General features: G+C 71.5%; 17 protein-coding genes. 7 read left to right on the top strand and 10 right to left on the bottom strand.

Annotated elements, in window-relative coordinates; translation table 11 throughout:
* The first annotated feature begins 67 nt into the window (after positions 1-67).
* Both ACFYXB_RS02160 and ACFYXB_RS02155 read left to right on the top strand, forming a co-directional pair.
* Positions 68-757 (top strand): response regulator transcription factor, encoded by a 690-nt coding sequence (locus ACFYXB_RS02160; RefSeq protein ID WP_389576861.1) that lies wholly within the window; start codon positions 68-70, stop codon positions 755-757.
* Entirely contained in the window at positions 754-2,199 is a 1,446-nt protein-coding gene (locus ACFYXB_RS02155) for a sensor histidine kinase (protein WP_389576859.1), read from the top strand. Before ACFYXB_RS02160 ends, ACFYXB_RS02155 begins: the two co-directional genes overlap by 4 nt.
* A gap of 301 nt (positions 2,200-2,500) precedes the next feature.
* Here the strand turns inward: ACFYXB_RS02155 and ACFYXB_RS02150 are convergent, their stop codons facing one another.
* From ACFYXB_RS02150 to ACFYXB_RS02135, 4 genes are all read right to left on the bottom strand, one after another.
* The gene (locus ACFYXB_RS02150) at positions 2,501-2,905 is read right to left on the bottom strand and encodes an ATP-binding protein (protein ID WP_389576857.1); all 405 of its coding nucleotides are present in this window, start codon (positions 2,903-2,905) and stop codon (positions 2,501-2,503) included.
* Positions 2,906-3,018: 113 nt separating this feature from the next.
* Entirely contained in the window at positions 3,019-4,578 is a 1,560-nt protein-coding gene (locus tag ACFYXB_RS02145; protein ID WP_389576855.1) for an ABC transporter substrate-binding protein, read from the bottom strand.
* Positions 4,579-4,783: 205 nt separating this feature from the next.
* On the bottom strand, positions 4,784-6,061 hold the full coding sequence (locus tag ACFYXB_RS02140) for a metallophosphoesterase (RefSeq protein ID WP_389576853.1): 1,278 nt from the start codon (positions 6,059-6,061) through the stop codon (positions 4,784-4,786).
* 18 nt (positions 6,062-6,079) lie between these two features.
* Positions 6,080-6,319 (bottom strand): SCO4848 family membrane protein, encoded by a 240-nt coding sequence (locus ACFYXB_RS02135; protein ID WP_351346309.1) that lies wholly within the window; start codon positions 6,317-6,319, stop codon positions 6,080-6,082.
* Between the two features lie 91 nt (positions 6,320-6,410).
* On the opposite strand from ACFYXB_RS02135, the gene ACFYXB_RS02130 reads away from it, so the two are divergent.
* Positions 6,411-7,703, top strand: coding sequence for a D-alanyl-D-alanine carboxypeptidase family protein (locus tag ACFYXB_RS02130; RefSeq protein WP_389576851.1), 1,293 nt, complete (start codon positions 6,411-6,413; stop codon positions 7,701-7,703).
* Here the strand turns inward: ACFYXB_RS02130 and ACFYXB_RS02125 are convergent.
* The 4 genes from ACFYXB_RS02125 to ACFYXB_RS02110 all read right to left on the bottom strand — a co-directional run bounded on the left by ACFYXB_RS02125 (position 7,648) and on the right by ACFYXB_RS02110 (position 11,043).
* On the bottom strand, positions 7,648-8,550 hold the full coding sequence (locus ACFYXB_RS02125) for a YihY/virulence factor BrkB family protein (RefSeq protein WP_389576849.1): 903 nt from the start codon (positions 8,548-8,550) through the stop codon (positions 7,648-7,650). The two genes, ACFYXB_RS02130 and ACFYXB_RS02125, sit on opposite strands and share 56 nt — an antisense overlap.
* The gene (locus tag ACFYXB_RS02120) at positions 8,538-8,957 is read right to left on the bottom strand and encodes a GtrA family protein (protein WP_389576848.1); all 420 of its coding nucleotides are present in this window, start codon (positions 8,955-8,957) and stop codon (positions 8,538-8,540) included. The genes ACFYXB_RS02125 and ACFYXB_RS02120 overlap by 13 nt, the downstream gene beginning before the upstream one ends.
* A gap of 542 nt (positions 8,958-9,499) precedes the next feature.
* Positions 9,500-10,492, bottom strand: coding sequence for a decaprenyl-phosphate phosphoribosyltransferase (locus ACFYXB_RS02115; protein WP_389576846.1), 993 nt, complete (start codon positions 10,490-10,492; stop codon positions 9,500-9,502).
* Positions 10,489-11,043: a phosphatase PAP2 family protein gene (locus tag ACFYXB_RS02110; protein WP_388498837.1), complete on the bottom strand. Its 555-nt coding sequence runs from the start codon at positions 11,041-11,043 to the stop codon at positions 10,489-10,491. Before ACFYXB_RS02110 ends, ACFYXB_RS02115 begins: the two co-directional genes overlap by 4 nt.
* A gap of 133 nt (positions 11,044-11,176) precedes the next feature.
* On the opposite strand from ACFYXB_RS02110, the gene ACFYXB_RS02105 reads away from it, so the two are divergent.
* Together ACFYXB_RS02105 and ACFYXB_RS02100 are read left to right on the top strand one after the other, a co-directional pair.
* Positions 11,177-12,532, top strand: coding sequence for an FAD-binding protein (locus ACFYXB_RS02105; RefSeq protein ID WP_389576844.1), 1,356 nt, complete (start codon positions 11,177-11,179; stop codon positions 12,530-12,532).
* A gap of 28 nt (positions 12,533-12,560) precedes the next feature.
* A complete protein-coding gene (locus ACFYXB_RS02100; protein ID WP_389576842.1) occupies positions 12,561-13,316 on the top strand; it encodes a decaprenylphospho-beta-D-erythro-pentofuranosid-2-ulose 2-reductase in 756 nt (251 codons plus the stop codon).
* Between the two features lie 24 nt (positions 13,317-13,340).
* Here ACFYXB_RS02100 and ACFYXB_RS02095 read toward each other — a convergent pair whose 3' ends face one another.
* Together ACFYXB_RS02095 and trpS are read right to left on the bottom strand one after the other, a co-directional pair.
* Positions 13,341-13,919 (bottom strand): 2'-5' RNA ligase family protein, encoded by a 579-nt coding sequence (locus ACFYXB_RS02095; RefSeq protein WP_389576840.1) that lies wholly within the window; start codon positions 13,917-13,919, stop codon positions 13,341-13,343.
* Positions 13,920-14,069: 150 nt separating this feature from the next.
* Positions 14,070-15,083, bottom strand: coding sequence for a tryptophan--tRNA ligase (trpS, locus tag ACFYXB_RS02090; RefSeq protein ID WP_389576838.1), 1,014 nt, complete (start codon positions 15,081-15,083; stop codon positions 14,070-14,072).
* Between the two features lie 131 nt (positions 15,084-15,214).
* Here trpS and ACFYXB_RS02085 point away from each other — a divergent pair, with 131 nt between their 5' ends.
* Positions 15,215-15,775 (top strand): RNA polymerase sigma factor, encoded by a 561-nt coding sequence (locus ACFYXB_RS02085; protein WP_389576836.1) that lies wholly within the window; start codon positions 15,215-15,217, stop codon positions 15,773-15,775.
* Positions 15,762-16,748 carry a hypothetical protein gene (locus tag ACFYXB_RS02080; RefSeq protein WP_389576834.1) on the top strand — a complete coding sequence of 329 codons (987 nt, stop codon included), beginning with the start codon at positions 15,762-15,764 and terminating at the stop codon, positions 16,746-16,748. Before ACFYXB_RS02085 ends, ACFYXB_RS02080 begins: the two co-directional genes overlap by 14 nt.
* Positions 16,749-16,817 lie beyond the last annotated feature (69 nt).

The following is a 16,817-nucleotide window of genomic DNA, read 5'->3' as shown; positions in this document are numbered from 1 at the left end:
ATGACTCTCAACGAACTCCAAAGGGGGACGGGACACGGTTGTCAGTGGCCCCGCCGATACTGGGGGCATGACGACGGCTCCAGGCACCGTGCTGATCGTGGAGGACGAACCGAGCATCGCGGACGTCCTCGCCATCGCCCTGCGCTACCACCGCTTCGAGGTCATGACCGCGGGCACCGTCCGCGAGGCCCTCGCCCTCGCCGAGCGCACCCGCCCCGACGCGGCGCTGCTCGACGTCATGCTGCCCGACGGCGACGGCCGCGCCCTGGGGCGTGAGCTGCGCACCCGGCAGCCCGAACTGGCGCTCGTCTTCCTGACCGCGCGCGACTCCCCCGCCGAGATCGTCGGCGCCCTCGGCTTCGGCGACGACTACATCACCAAGCCGTTCAACATCGACGAGGTCGTGGCCAGGATCGGCGCGGTGCTGCGCCGCACGCGCGCGGCCGACGTCATCCCCGAGCGCCCGCCGCTCAGATACGGCGACCTGGAGCTGGACGAGACGACGTACTCGGTGCACCGCGCGGGGCGTACGGTCGAGCTGACCCCCACCGAGTACGCGCTGCTGCGGTTCCTGGTGCGCAACGGCGGCCGGATCGTGCCCAAGGAGCAACTGCTGCGCCATGTGTGGCAGTACGAGCACACCCCGCCCGAGTCGACCGTCGTCGAGACCTACATCAGTTATCTGCGGCGCAAACTCGACACCCTGGGGCCGCCGGTGATCACCACGCGGCGCGGTGTCGGATACGGGCTGGCATGACGCGGCCCCGCCGGCACGGCATCCACTCCCTGCGCGGCGGGCTGACACTGGCCAACGTCGGGCTGCTCGCCGTCGGCATCCTGGTGGCCACCGCGGTGAGTCTGATGGGGATGCGGCTCTACCTGCTCGGCCAGGTGGACGCGGAGCTGACCAAGACCCGCCAGACCCTGGCCGCCTCCCACCTCACCGTGCAGCAGATCGACTCCCTGGCCGCGCTGGCGATCGTCCGGGACCGGTTCGTCCAGCCGCCCACGGGTGAACAGCCGCACCCGGACTCCGTGTTCGCGGTCGTCGACGCCCACGGCAGGGCCCGTACGATCGCCGGCTTCCCGCCGAGCGACAGCCAGCGCGCGCTGAGCCGCTCGGTCGGCGACCCGGGCGCGCTGGCGCACTCAGCCGAGCCGCGCGAGATCTCGGTCCACGGCGCCGCCTACCGGGCGATCGCTGTCGCCCTGGCCGATGGCAACTACATCCTGATCGCCAACCAGACTGACGCCCTGCACAAGGGCATAGACAAGGCCCTCAAGCTCGACATCGCCATCGGCACGTTGCTGCTGGCGCTCCTCGCGTGCGTGACGATGTTCAGCGTCCGGCGCCGGATGCGGCCGCTGGAGGACATGGTGGAGACGTCGTCCGCCATCGCGGAGGGGGACCTCACCCGGCGTGTGCCCTCCAGCCACCATCCGACACAGGAGGTCGAGCAGCTGCGGCTCGCCCTCAACTCCATGCTCCACCAGGTGGAGTCGGCGTACCGGACGCGCGAGCGCAGCGCGGCCCAGCTGCGCCGGTTCGTCGCCGACGCCTCGCACGAGCTGCGCACGCCGTTGTCGGCGATACGCGGCTACCTCCAGCTGTACGACAAGGGGATGCTGCGCGAGCCGGTCGAGCGCAAGCGGGCCTGGGACCGGATGAACGGCGAGGTGGACCGCATGGGCCGGCTCGTCGACGAGCTGCTCCTGCTCGCCCGGCTCGACCAGCAGCCGGAACTCCGGTTCCGGAACGTCGACGTGAGCCGTCTGGTCCGGGACGCCGCCGACGACCTGCGCGTCCAGCAGCCGGACCGCCCGGTCACCGTCACCGCCGACGGCTCCCTGCTGGTGCGCGCGGACGAGTCGGGGCTCAGACAGGTGCTCGGCAACCTGCTGGCCAACGTGCGCACGCACACACCCGCCGACGTGCCGGTGCGGCTGGGTGTGGAGCGCGCGGACGGGGTGGTACGGCTGTGCGTCGCGGACGAGGGCCCGGGCCTGGCCGAGGACGACGCGGCCCGCATCTTCGACCGCTTCTTCCGTGCGGGCGGCGGCGCGGGCAGCGGCCTGGGCATGGCGATCGTGCAGGGCGTCGTGCACTCCCACGGCGGCGAGGTGGCGGTGCGCACGGCGCCGGGCGAGGGGCTGGCGGTGACGGTGACCCTGCCGGAGCGGGAGCCGGTAGGGCCGTAGGAGGGGCGGAATCGTACGGCTTCGCGTCTTGGCCGGACCGGGAGCCGACACGGCCGGTTGAGGTGCGCAGGCATACGGCCTCACGTCCCGCCCGCCCGGGAGCCGACGCGGCCGTACGAGCAGCGGAGTCGCACGGCCCCACATCCCCACCCGCCCGGGAGCCGACGCGGCCGTACGAACAGCGGAGTCGCACGGCCCCACATCCCCACCCGCCCGGGAGCCGACACGGCCGTACGAGCGGCGGAGTCGCACGGCCGCCCGAGAGCCGACACGGCCGTACGAAGTGCGCAGACGTACGGCCTCACGTCCTCCCCGTCGTCACCAGCGCCCACACCGTCATGCCGTGGCTGCCGCGGCTCCACACGCCCCAGGCCGTGGCGATGTGTTCCACGATGTGCAGGCCGCGGCCCGACTCGTCCAGGTCGCCGACCGCCCGCGGCCGGGGTTCGTGACGGCCCTCGTCGGAGACCTCTATGAGGCAGGAGCCGTCCGCGAGGGCGGTCACCGCGACCTCGAACTCCCGCTCCAGCAGGGGCCCGTGCCGTACGACGTTGGTGGCCAGCTCGGACACCAGCAGCATCGCGTCCGCCAGCGCCGGGTCATCGGGACCGTGGCCCCAGTCGGCCAGATGGTCCCGGACCCGGCGCCGTGCGAGACCGACGGACGCCGGGTGCCGGGGCAGCCGGAACGAGTTGCGTCTCAGCACGTCGGCTCCTCACCCCACACACCTCCGTCACATGGTGCTGCCTCGGGTGCCCGTCCGGCGCCACTCGGACGTATCCGATGCGTAGGGATCGGCGCATTCGCGTATGGATCGCGTCAGATCCAGTCCAGACGCCACAGCCGGAACACGCCGGTGCCGTCGGACAGGTACTGTCCGCCGCCGACGTCCTCGGTGCTGACGACGTACTCCTTGCGCTGCCACAGCGGCAGCAGCGGCACGTCCGCGGCCACGTCCGCCTGCAGGGTGCGGAAGTCCTGGGCGACCTTGCTGCGGTCGGCGAACTGCTGGCTGTGGACGATGAGCTGGTCCACGATCTTGTTGCTGTAGCCGGTGCCCATGGTCGAGCCGGTGCCGACGAGCGGGGAGCCGAAGGTGTCCGGGTCGGGATAGTCGGCGACCCACCCGACCGCGTACGAGTCGAGCTTGCCGGTGGCCCACCGCTTCTGGAAGTCGGTCCACTCGTAACCCTTGACGTCCACCTTGAACAGGCCGCCCGCCTCCAGCTGCTTCTTCAGCTCCGCGGCCTCCTCGGCGCCGGCACCGCGGCCCTTGCCGTAGCCGTAGGTGAAGTGCACCGGGAGCGTGACCCCGGCCTGCTCCAGGAGCGCCTTCGCCTTGTCGCTGCTCGGCCTCGGGTAGTCGTCGAAGAACGACGTGGAGTGGCCGGTGAGGCCGGTCGGGATCAGCGAGTACAGCGGGTCGACCGTGCCGTCGTACACCGTGGCGGCGAGCTGCTCGCGGTTGATCAGCCAGGCCATGGCCCGCCGGACGCGCACGTCGTGCAGCGGCGAGCTCTCGCGGGTGTTGAGGTACAGGTTGCGGGTCTCGGCGCTGTCGGACTCGGTGACGCGCTGGTTCGGGTCGCTCGCGGAGAGGCCGGACAGGACGCCGGGCGGCAGCGTGCGCGTGGCCACGTCGATCTGCTTGGCTTTCCAGGCGCTGTTGAGCTGGTTCGAGTCGCCGTAGTAGCGCAGCTCGATCGGGCGGCCCGTGCTGCTGAGGGCGCCCTTGTAGCTGGTGTTCGGTTCGAGGGTTGCCTGCCTGTCCTTCGCGTACGACGTCAGCGTGTACGGCCCGCTGCCGTCGGCCCCGGCGCCGGTGCGCAGCGCGTCCGCCGGGTACTTGTTCCGGTCGACGATGGCGCCGGCGCCGGTCGCCACCTTGAACGGGAACGTGGCGTCCGGCGTCGACAGGTTGAAGGTGACCTTGTCGTTGCCGTCGACGGCCACCGAGTCGAGTGTGGACAGCAGGGACGCCGGACCCACATCGGAGTTGATCTTCTTGACCCGGTCGAACGAGTACTTCACGTCCTCCGCGGTCATGGCGCGCCCGCTCGGGAACGTGAGTCCGTCCCGCAGCACGCACTGATAGGTCTTCAGTCCGCTGTCCGTGAACTTGCAGCTCTTCGCCGCGTCCGGGATCGGCGTGACCCCGTCCGGATCGAAGGTCAGCAGCGACTGGAAGACGTTGCTGAACAAGGCCCAGGAACCGGCGTCATAGGCGCCGGCCGGATCGAGCGACGTGACAGCGTCCGTCGTACCGACCGTAATGGTCTTGTTCTTGTTCTCCTGCGACGGCAGCAGTTTCCAGCCGCCCACTCCCACGGCCGCGAGCACAAGTAGCGTCGCGAGTATCCGCATGCGAACAGATCGCATGGTGGTGCCCTCCCCAGGCCCTTCCGAGCCCTACCCCTGGCCAGCACAAAGTTGTCACTCCCCTAAGTGACGCGGCTCACCTAATCACACATGTTTAAACTGAGGGAAGAGCAATCTGGTGAGATGAGAAAGAACTTACCGACGGACTGTTTCCGGCGAGTTTCACGGCCTGTTCACAGGACGGCCACGGGGGCGGCACCGCAGCTCAGGCGCGGGTCGACCGGAGTTCGATCACCGTGATGTCCGAGGGGGCTCCCACGCGCGTGGGCGGGCCCCAGGCGCCCGCTCCGCGGCTCACGTACAGCTGGGTATCGCCGTACCGCTCCAGTCCCGCGACCGTGGGATTCGCGGCGGCCGCGAGGAAGTTGCCGGGCCAGAGCTGGCCGCCGTGGGTGTGGCCGGAGAGCTGGAGGTCGACGCCGTGCCGTACGGCGTCGTGGATCTGGACCGGCTGGTGGGCGAGCAGCACACACGCGCGTGCCGTGTCCCGGTCGCCGAGGGCGCGCTCGAAGTCCGGGCCGTGGCCCTCGCTCTCGCCCTGTACGTCGTTGACCCCGGCGAGATCGAACCCGGGCAGTTCGGTGCGGGCGTTCTCCAGCGGGTGCAGCCCGAGTCGCCGTACCTCCTCGACCCACTGCTCGGCGCCGGAGAAGTACTCGTGGTTGCCGGTGACGAAGTACGCCCCGTGCCGCGCCGACAGCCGGGCCAGCGGTGCGGCCGCCGGGCCCAGGTCCTTGACGCTGCCGTCGACCAGGTCGCCCACGACGGCGATCAGATCGGGCTGCGTCGCGTTGATCGTGTCGACGACCTGCTGCGCGAAACCCCGGCCGAGCACCGGGCCCAGGTGGATGTCGCTGACGACGGCGATCCGGTAACCGTCCGCCGAGGGCGGGAGCTTGGCCAGCGGCACGGTCACGCGCTTGACGCGCGGGCCGCGCAGCACGCCGTACGTGCCGTAGCCGACCGTCGCCACGGCGGCCGTCGCGGCGGCACCGCCCACGACCCGGGACACGAACAGGCGCCGGGAGGGCGGGGCCGGCTCCGGCCGCGGTTCTGTCGCGGGGGCTTGCTGGGGCTGCGGCGTCTTCGCCGGTACGCCCGTCGGTGCTCCCGTGGGCGCGCCCGCCAGCGCGGCCACCGGCACCGCCGGCTCCGGCCGCGTCCGGCGCTCCAACAGCTTTCGCAGCAGGGGGCGTACGACCTCCCCGGCCAGCACCGCAAGGAGCAGGTAGAGGGACAGCGCCATCCACAGGAAGCCGGGCCAGCCGAGCGTGCGCTGGAGCCAGAAGGGGGCGCCGGCACGCTCGGCGACGAGGGCCGCGACCATCAGGACCGGACCGGCGGCGAACACCGCCGTGCCCACGCGGCGCGGTGTGCCCGGTGCGGCGGTGGTGTCCCGGACCAGCCGGCGCCAGATGTACCAGTGCAGGCCCGCGACGGCGGCCAGTACGGCCAGGGCGACGAGCACGAAGACGATGACCACCCTGATCCGTGTCCCCCGCTATGACGTCCGGCGCAGTGCGCGAATTCCGCGCAACCCGATGACCCCGATGACCGTCCCCAATACGAAGGAAACGACCGCCAGCAGCAGGTGCACCCAGAAGTACGCGGTCGGGTGACCGTCGTCGAAGGCGAGCCCGCTGCTGTCCTTGACGAGATTCTTGACGAAAGTGACCCAGATGACCCAGCTCCACACCCCGAAGGCGAGCAGGAACCAGGAGACCGGGCGGCTGAGCTTCATATCTCCAGTATCGCCGCCGACCGGTCCGCTCCGTGTCCGGGGTGCCAGGGGAAGCGGGACTTCACGGCCCGCGGCATGTACGTTCTCGACCGTGCCCGCACCCAAGAAGACCGCGAAGCGATCCTTGCTGGTCATTTCAGCCACATTTCTGTCCCTTTCGTACACGTCGTTGATGACGTTCGCCGCGCCCGCCGCCCTCGCGGCCCCGAAGCCCTCGACGAGCCCGTCGGCCACTCCCCCGGCGAACATGTCGACGGTCGGCGGCGCCCGCCTCGGCCAGGCCGGTACGCAGGTCAACCTCAGCGGCGGGGTCCCCGTGCTGCCGAAGGACCTCACCGCACGCTCCTGGATCGTCTCCGACGCCGAGTCCGGCGAGGTGCTCGCCGCCCACAACGCCCACTGGCGGCTGCCCCCGGCGAGCACGCTGAAGATGCTGTTCGCCGACACCGTGCTGCCCAGGTTCCCCAAGTCCACGAAGCACAAGGTGGTTCCGGCCGACCTGGCGGGCATCGGCTCCGGCTCCAGCATGGTCGGGATAAAGGAGGGCGAGACCTACACGGTCCGGGACCTCTGGCTCGGCGTGTTCCTGCGCTCCGGCAACGACGCCGTGCACGTGCTGTCCTCGATGAACGGCGGCGTCGAGCAGACCGTCAAGGACATGCAGGCCCACGCGGAGGATCTGCAGGCCCTGGACACCCATGTGGTCAGTCCCGACGGGTACGACGCGAGCGGCCAGGTCTCGTCGGCGTACGACCTGACGCTCTTCGCCCGCTCCGGGCTGCAGAAGAAGGACTTCCGCGAGTACTGCTCGACGGTGCGGGCCACGTTCCCGGGCGAGACGACGAAGAAGAAGGGCAAGTCCGTCCGCGGGTCCTTCGAGATCCAGAACACCAACCGGTTGCTCAGCGGCGACTCCGACCTCTCGGTCTACCAGGGCATCGCGGGCGTCAAGAACGGCAACACCACCAACGCGGGCGCCACCTTCACCGGTGTCGCCGAGCGCGGCGGCAAGGTTCTGCTCGTGACCGTCATGAAGCCGGAGAAGAGCGAGCACAACGAGGTCTACAAGGAGACCGCGAAGCTCTTCGACTGGGGCTTCAAGGCGGACGGCAAGGTGCAGCCGGTCGGCACGCTGGTGCCGCCGAAGAGCGCCGCGCAGCCCAGCGCCACCGCCACCACGTCCGCTCCCACGAAGGGCACGGGCACCGGCGGCGCCTCCACGAAGCCGGTGGCGAGCGCCACCGCCGACGACGGCTCCAGCGGCATGGGGATCGCGGCGGCGATCACCGGCGGAGTGCTGCTGCTGCTCGCGGGCGGCGCGTTCCTGGTCAACCGCCGGTGGCCGCTGCCGGATCTGGTACGTCGTCGGTCGTCCCGTCCGTGACGTCGGCCTCGGAGCCGTCCGTCGCCGTCCAGGCCGCGCAGAACAGCACCAGTTTCGCGCAGAAGTTGATCCACAACAGCAGGGCCACGGGCGTGCCGAACGCGCCGTACGTGCTCCTCCCGGCGACGCCCTGGATGTAGCCGCTGAGCAGCAGCTTGAGGAGTTCGAAGCCGACCGCGCCGAACAGCGCCGCGACGAGCAGGCGGCGGCGCGGCGGCTCGACTCCGGGCAGCAGGGTCAGGACGTAGAGCAGGACGAAGAAGTCGGCGAGCACGGCCACGGCGAACGCGGCGACGCGCAGCAGGATGAGGCCCCAGCCGTGTTCGGCGAGGCCGAGCTGCCGGGCGACCCGGCCGACGGCGGCGGAGGCGACGACAGAGGCAGCGAGAGTCACCATCAGCGCGCCGCCGAGACCGAGCAGGACACCCGCGTCCACGCCCTTGCGTACGACGGCGTTCTCGTCGGGGTCGGGCAGCTCCCACACCGCGCGCAGACAGTCGCGCATCTGCCCGACCCAGCCGATGCCAGTGAACAGCAGGACGGCGCCCGCGATGAGGCCGACGGTACCGGCGTTGTGCACCAGGGAGTCGAGGTCGGAGAGGCCGGGGAACTGATCGGCGATCTTGTCCTCGACGCTCTTCTGGCGGGCGGGGCTGAGCGTGGCCGCGGCGATCGCGGCGGCCACCGTCAGCAGCGGGAACAGCGCGGTGAAGCTGATGAACGTCATCGCGGCGGCCAGCCGCGTCCACTTCACCCGGTCCAGACGCTCGTACGCCCGCCACACTCGCGTGGCCGTCAGCCATGTGACGAGCGGCCCTATTCCGGGGAGCTTCTTCAGCCAGTCCATGATCCGACTCTGCCCCCGTTGCGGAAAACCAATGTCCGGGTACCCCAGAATCGCAGAACGGTGGCGAGCGCCATGCCGATCCCGGCGCCGGAGAGGGTGTCGGCGCGCTGCGAGGTGAGGCCGAGGCCGTAGTGGCTGACGGCGAGACAGAGGAGCTGGACGAGCGCGCCGGCGAGATTCACGGCCACGAACACGGCGTACGGGCGCAGTCCCTGGGGCCGCGCGTGCCGGTAGGTGCCGAGCGCATTGCCGACGTACGCGACCGTGCACCCCGCGGCGAACGACAGAAGCTTGGCGGTGAGCGGACCGAGGGCGGCGGCGCCACGCAGACAGGTGAAGAGAGCGAGGTCGACGGCGTAGGCGAGAAGGCCGACGGCGGCGAAGCCGATCAACTCACGCCGGGGCACGCGCCAGGGCTGGCGCGGGGGCGCGTGCTGGGGGGCGCCCCGGGTGAGACGACGGGGGGCGTGCTGTGCTAGGCGCCGGGGCACGCGCCAGGCCGGGCGCCGGAGAGCGTGCCGTGGGGCGCGCAGGATGAGACGGAGGGAGGCGTGCCGGACTAGGCGCCAGGGCACATGCCAGGCCAGCCGCCGGGGCACGCGCGGGGTGGGACGCCGAGCGAGACACGGGGTGAGACTGCGGGACGCACGCCAGGCCCGGCGCCGGGGCGAGTGCCGGGGCACGCGCCAGGCCAGGCGCGGGGGCGCGTGCTGGGGGGCGCGCAGGGTGAGACGGCGGGGCGCGTATCGGGTTAGGCGCCCGGGCACATGCCAGGCCAGCCGCCGGGGAGCGCGCTGGGTGGGACGCCGAGCGAGACGCGCGGGAAGGCGCAGGGTGAGACGCCGGGGGAGGCGTGGGGTGAGGCTGCGGGGCGCATGCCAGGCCCGGCGCCGGGGCGTGTGCCGGGCAGGGCGCGGGGCGACACGCCGAGGAAGGCGCGGGGCGAGGCTCACCAGTTCGCCACCGCCAGGCCGTACATCGTCAGCCAGGCGAGTCCGATCAGGGCGAGGGCGCGGTCGCCCAGGACGACGTCCTCGGGCTCGCCGGCGGTGCCACGGTCGGCGAAGACGGCGTACCTGAGGATCGCAAGGATGAAGGCGACCAACGACAGCTGCCGCCAGGGCAGCACGCTCGCGTGCGGCACACCGCCCTCTTCCAGGGCCCACATGCAGTAGCCGAGGACGGCGACACCGGCGGCCAGCTGCCAGACGAAGCGGAGGTAGCCGGTGGTGTACTCGGTGAGCAACGCGCGCGTGGCGCCCGCTTTCTCGGCCATCTGGACGGCTTCGGAGTAGCGCTTGGCCGACACCATGAACAGCGCCCCGAATCCCGTGGTGATCAGGAACCAGCGCGACAGCGGGATGCCGAGCGCGACCCCGCCGATCATCGCCCGCATCAGGAACCCCGTGGTGACGACGACGAGGTCGACGACCAGGACGTGCTTGAGGCTGACGCAGTACGCCAGTTGCATGCCGACGTACGCCGTCAGGAGCGCCGGAACGAGCGGCGGGGTCAGCCAGACCGCGGCGGCGGGCGCCAGGATGGCCAGCGCGCCGCCGACGCCGTACGCGACGGGTACGGGGACGACCCCGGCGGCGACCGGGCGGCGGCACTTGGTGGGGTGGGCGCGGTCGGCCTCGGCGTCGCGGGCGTCGTTGATCAGGTAGACGGCGGCGGCGCAGGCGGTGAACAGGACGAAGACAAGGGCGACCTGGGTGAGCGCGTGCCGGGAGAAGAGCTGTCCGGCGGCGGCGGGTGCGGCGACGACGAGGCCGTTCTTGACCCACTGCTTGGGCCGGGTGGTCTTCAGCAGACCGGCCAGGAGCGCGAGCGGAGTGCGCGCGCGCCGGGGCGCGGGACTCTGCCCGGGGGGCGTGCGCCGCTCGGGAAGGGTCGCCTCTCCAGGGCGCGCGGAGTTGGGGAGGGGCGCTGTCTCCGTCACGGGCGCCGCCCTTGGCCCTTCGCGCCGTGCCCTTCGCGCCGCGCGCCGTGCCGCATCCAGCGCGCCCCGAGCCGCGCCGTGAGCGCCCCCAGGGCGGCTCCGGCAGCCACGTCGGAGGGGTAGTGCACTCCGGCGACCAGGCGCGAGAGGCACATGGCGGCGGCCAGCGGCCGGATGGCGTACGTGCCGTACGTCCCGAGCGCGCCCAGCGCCACGGCGGCGGCCGTCGCGGAGGCGGCATGGGAGCTCGGGAACGAGTGCGGGCCGACGGTGCGCACCAGGGGCTCGACGTGCTCGGGGCGTGCACGGCGCACAACGCGCTTCACGGCCATGCTGGCGACGTGCGCGCCCGCGACGAGCGCCGTACCGCGCAACCAGGAGCCGCGCCGCGTGCCGTCCACGGCGGCTCCGACGAGGCCCGTCGCCAACCACAGCGCACCGTGCTCGCCGGCCAGGGACAGAGCGCGTGCGGCGGACGCGACGCGCGGATCGGCACCGTGGGCGCGGAGTGCAGAAAGGATCCGTTGGTCCATGACGTCCATGTCGTCCATGTGGACTCACTGTTCACGCCCGCACCGCCAGAACTACGGCAATATAGAGCGACATCCCATTAATCACCCATTTCGGGGAGAGAAGTGCTGTTTCTGAATCAATCGCTGATATAGGGGCGATACGGTCACGGGCATGTCTGGAGACACGGTTTCCGTCACCGGTTGGGGCCGCACCGCCCCCACCTCCGCCCGCATGATCCGCCCGCGGACGTACGAGGAGGCGGTGGCCGCCGTACGGGACTGCGGAACCCGCGGCGGCATCGCACGGGGCCTCGGACGCGCGTACGGGGACGCGGCGCAGAACGCCGGCGGGTCCGTGCTCGACATGACCGGTCTCGACCGCGTCCACGCGATCGACGCCGACAGCGGCACCGTGCTGTGCGACGCGGGCGTCTCCCTGCACCGGCTGATGGAAGTACTGCTGCCGCTCGGCTGGTTCGTGCCGGTGACGCCAGGCACCAGGCAGGTGACCGTCGGCGGGGCGATCGGCGCCGACATCCACGGCAAGAACCACCACGTCTCCGGCTCCTTCTCGCGCCACGTGCTCTCGCTCGAACTCCTGACCGCCGACGGCGAGATCCACGCGGTCGGCCGAGGCACACCCCTGTTCGACGCGACCACCGGCGGCATGGGCCTGACCGGGGTGATTCTCACGGCCACCCTGCGACTGCTCCCGGTCGAGACGTCGTTCATGTCGGTCGACACCGAACGCGCCGCCGACCTCGACGACCTGATGGCCCGGCTCACCGCGACCGACCACCGCTACCGCTACTCCGTCGCCTGGATCGACCTGCTGGCCCGGGGCGCCGCGACCGGACGCGCGGTGCTGACCCGCGGCGACCACGCGCCCCTGGAGGCGCTCCGCGAGGGCACGCGCGCGTGGCACCACCCGCTGGACTTCCGGCCCCGCCGGCTCCCGTCCGCCCCCGCCTTCGTCCCGGAGGGCCTGCTGGGCCGTACCACCGTTGGATTGTTCAACGAACTCTGGTACCGGAAGGCGCCACGCGCGCGTACCGGCGAACTCCAGCGGATCTCCGCCTTCTTCCACCCCCTCGATGGGGTGCCCCACTGGAACCGGGTCTACGGCCGCGGCGGCTTCGTGCAGTACCAGTTCGTCGTCGGCCACGGCCAGGAGGACGCCCTGCGCCGGATCGTGCGCCGCATCTCCGAGCGCCGGTGCCCCTCCTTCCTGGCCGTCCTCAAGCGCTTCGGCGAGGCCGATCCCGGCTGGCTCTCCTTCCCGGTGCCCGGCTGGACCCTCGCCCTGGACATCCCCGCACGCCTGACCGGCCTCAGCGCCTTCCTCGACGCACTGGACACGGAGGTCGCCGCGGCCGGCGGGCGCGTCTACCTCGCCAAGGACTCCCGGCTGCGGCCGGAGCTGCTCGCCCCGATGTACCCCCGGCTCGCCGACTTCCGGGCCCTGCGCGCGGAGTTGGACCCGCGCGGGGTGTTCGCCTCGGACCTCGCCCGCCGCCTCGGCCTCTGAGACCTCCCCCCACCCCCTAGGAGCTGTCGTGAAGGACGCCTTCGGCCTCCCCCAGTCCCTGCTCGTCCTCGGCGGTACGTCCGAGATCGCGCTGGCCACCGCCCGCCGCCTCATCGCCCGCCGCACCCGCACGGTGTGGCTGGCGGGCCGCCCCTCGCCCGCGCTGGAGAAGGCGGCCGAGAGCCTGCGCGCCCTGGGGGCGGGCGTCCGCACCGTCGCCTTCGACGCGCTCGACCCCGAGTCCCACGAAGAGGTGCTCGGCAAGGTCTTCGCCGACGGCGACATCGACATGGTGCTGCTGGCCTTCGGCGTCCTCGGCGACCAGGCACGCGACGAGCGGGAGCCGGTGAGCGCGGTGCGGGTCGCGCAGACCAACTACACGGGAGCGGTGTCGGCGGGTCTGATCAGTGCGAGCGCGCTGCAGGCACAGGGCCACGGCTCCCTCGTGGTGCTGTCCTCCGTCGCCGGCGAGCGGGCCCGCCGCTCGAACTTCATCTACGGCTCCAGCAAGGCCGGCCTCGACACCTTCGCCCAGGGCCTCGGCGACGCGCTGCACGGCACGGGCGTCCACGTCATGGTCGTACGCCCCGGCTTCGTCCGCTCGAACATGACGGCAGGCCTCGAAGAGGCACCCATGGCCACCACCCCCGAGGCAGTCGCCACGGCCATCGAACTGGGCCTGCGCCGCCGCTCGGAGACGGTGTGGGTACCCGGAACCCTGCGCCTGGTGATGGCGGCCCTGCGCCACATGCCGCGCGCGGTGTTCCGGCGCCTGCCGATCTGAGCCTCCAGGACCGGCCGCCGTGAGCTACCGGCTCGCGATCGTGCCGCGCTCCACATGGCCCACCTGCGGCGGCACCACCGACCCGCCGAAGGTGAACTCGCGCAGCTTGCGCCACACGTCGTCCCCGCCCTGCTCGTAGAGCGCGAAGCCCGTGCAGGGCCACTCGGCCACGAAATCGGCCAGCTCGCGGAACGCGCGGTCCATCGCGGCCTCGTCGATGCCGTGCGCCACCGTGACGTGCGGGTGGTACGGGAACTGCAGGTCGCGCGCCACCGGACCGGAGACGTCGCGCACCTGCTTCTGGAGCCGGTTGCAGGCCTCGGCGCCCTGGACCACCTGGACGAAGATCACCGGCGACAGGGGCCGGAAGGAACCCGTGCCGCGCAGCCCCATCGGGAAGGGCCGGCCGACCGCGGCGACCTCGGAGAGATGCGCCTCGATGGCCGGGAGCTCGGCCGCGTCGACCTCGGTCGGCGGCAGCAGGGTGACGTGTGTGGGGATGCCGTGAGCCGCGGCGTCGCCGAAGCCCGCGCGCCGCTCCTGGAGCAGGCTGCCGTGAGGCTCCGGGACCGCGATCGACACGCCGATCGTTACGGTCCCCACGTCGTCTCCTGTCGTCGTGTCGGCTGGGTTGCCGGATTCGTACTCAGCCGTCCGGCTATCGACTGTACGGCCACGGCTGTCCGGTGGGCAGGCGCCGCTGAGGTGATGTGCAGCGCTCTGCCCAACAGGTCGTGGGTGCGGTCGTACGCCTCAGTGCTTGGCGGGCAGGAAACCCACCCGGTCGTACGCCTGCGAAAGGGTCTCCGCGGCGACGGCACGCGCCTTCTCCGCGCCCTTGGCCAGGATCGAGTCGAGCGTCTCGGGGTCGTCCAGATACTGCTGGGTGCGCTCCCGGAACGGCGTCACGAACTCGACCATGACCTCGGCGAGGTCGGACTTGAGCGCACCGTAGCCCTTGCCTTCGTACTTCTCTTCCAGATCGGTGATACCCGCGCCGGTGAGCGTCGAATAGATCGTGAGGAGATTGCTCACGCCGGGCTTGTTCTCGGCGTCGTAGCGGATCACGGTGTCTGTGTCGGTGACGGCGCTCTTCACCTTCTTGGCGGTGGTCTTGGGGTCGTCGAGGAGGTTGACGAGGCCCTTCGGCGTGGACGCCGACTTGCTCATCTTGACCGCCGGGTCCTGGAGGTCGTAGATCTTCGCCGTCTCCTTGAGGATGTACGGCTTCGGGACGGTGAAGGTCTGGCCGAACCGCCCGTTGAATCGCTCCGCGAGGTCGCGGGTCAGCTCGACATGCTGGCGCTGGTCCTCGCCGACCGGGACCTCATTGGCCTGGTAGAGCAGGATGTCGGCGACCTGGAGGATCGGGTACGTGAACAGGCCGACCGACGCACGGTCCGAGCCCTGCCTGGCGGACTTGTCCTTGAACTGGGTCATGCGGGACGCCTCACCGAAGCCGGTGAGGCAGTTCATGACCCACGCGAGCTGCGCGTGCTCGGGGACATGGCTCTGGACGAAGAGCGTGCAGCGCTCGGGGTCGAGTCCGGCCGCGAGGAGCTGAGCGGTGGCGAGCCGGGTGTTGGCGCGCAGCTCGGCGGGGTCTTGCGGAACCGTGATCGCGTGCAGGTCGACGACCATGTAGAACGCGTCGTGGGACTCCTGCAACGCCACCCACTGACGGACGGCGCCGAGGTAGTTGCCGAGGTGGAACGAGCCTGCGGTGGGCTGGATCCCGGAGAGCACGCGAGGACTGTCAGAGGCCATGTTCACCATTCTCTCAGGTGATGGGGGCGGATCCGGAACTGGCCGGAAACCGGTGGGAACCGATTCGTCTCGAGCGGTGTAACAAGAGTGTGAGGACGCGGGAGGGGGGCCGCATCGTCGATGAGGCCGCGGTGATCGCTCGCGTACGCGCCGGAGAGCCGGAGGCGTACGCGGAGCTGGTGCGGGCCCACACGGGCATCGCCCTGCGGGCGGCCGCGGCGCTCGGGGCGGGTGCGGACGCGGAGGACGTGGTGCAGCAGGCCTTCGTCAAGGCGTACTGCGCGCTGGGCCGGTTCAGGGACGGGTCGGCGTTCAGACCGTGGCTGCTGTCGATCGTCGCCAATGAGACGAGGAACACAGTGCGTACGGCGGCGCGCCAGCGCACGCTCGCCGGCCGGGAGGCGGCGTTCGTGGAGGCCGAGCCGCTGATACCGGAATCGGCGGACCCGGCGGTCGCGGCGCTCGAGCTGGAGCGCCGCACGGCCCTTCAGTCCGCCCTCGAGAAGCTCAGCGAGGAGCACCGCCTGGTCGTCACGTACCGCTATCTCCTGGAGATGGACGAGCCCGAGACCGCCCAGGCCCTGGGCTGGCCCCGCGGCACCGTGAAGTCACGGCTCAACCGCGCCCTGCGAAAACTGAGCCGCCTGCTGCCGGATTTCCAGCCTCGGGAAGGGGGTGATGAGCGTGAGTGAGTCGTACGACGGTGAGGGCGCCCGTGGTGGCGGTGGTGACGGTGGCCCGGGGTCGCGCGGTAGGAGCGGTGGGTCGGGGCCGGGTCGGGGTGGTCGCGGGCGTGCGCCGGCTGGTGCTGCCTCACGGCTGCCGGAGGAGCTGAGGGCGCTGGGCCGGTCACTGGATCCGCCAGGGGTGGATGGCACAGGCGGCGCGTTCGGCTCCGAGACGATGGTCGAGCGGGTACTGGGGCAGATACTGGCCGAGCAGCTGCCGGTGCCGGCGGCCGAGCCGCCCGGTGAACGTCGGCGGCTGCGCGTGGTCCGGCGCTGGACGCGGCTGCGGTGGCGGTCGCTGACGGCGACGCTGTGCGGCCTGCTCACCGTGCTCGTGCTCACTCCCCCGGTGCGGGCCGCGGTCTTCGACTGGTTCGGCTTCGGCGGGGTCGAGGTGCGGTACGACCCGTCGGCGGTCCCCTCTCCCGGCGCCGAGGTGCCCGGCTGTGGGCGGTCGGTGTCGCTGGCGCAGGCGAGGCAGCGTGCCGGGTTCGAGCCGCTGGTGCCGGACGCGCTGGGGGTGCCGGACGCTGTGACGGTGACCGATGAGCCGCACGGGCGCTTTCTGGTGAGCCTGTGCTGGCGCGAGCACGGTCGCACGATCCGTCTCGACGAGTTCCCGGCGCGGCTGGACGTCGGCTTCACCAAGACGGTGCGTGAGGCGCCGGAGTGGATACGGCTGGGCGGGGCGGCGTACGACGACTCCGTGTCGGACTTCGCGCTGTGGTTCCCGCAGCCGCATCTGCTGCACTTCTGGCTGGTGGACGCGGACGGGGACCGCTATACGCGCGAGGTGCGGACGGCAGGGCCGACGCTGCTGTGGACCCCTGGACCCGCCGGGGAGGCGACGCTGCGGCTGGAGGGGGTGGCGTCCAGGGCCCGGGCGGTGGAGATCGCGAAGTCGCTCGAGAAGGCGCCGGAGGAATCCTCGAATTAGTGCGCGAGGGGTGGGAACCCCGGCGGGCCGGGCGGTGTACCAGAAGTGACAGGCGGCTCGCGGGCGGGC

This window comes from Streptomyces sp. NPDC002619, from assembly GCF_042889305.1.
Lineage (GTDB): Bacteria > Actinomycetota > Actinomycetes > Streptomycetales > Streptomycetaceae > Streptomyces.
The sequence above is the reverse complement of the archived record's forward strand: the minus strand, read 5'-3'. Positions and strand labels throughout refer to the sequence as shown.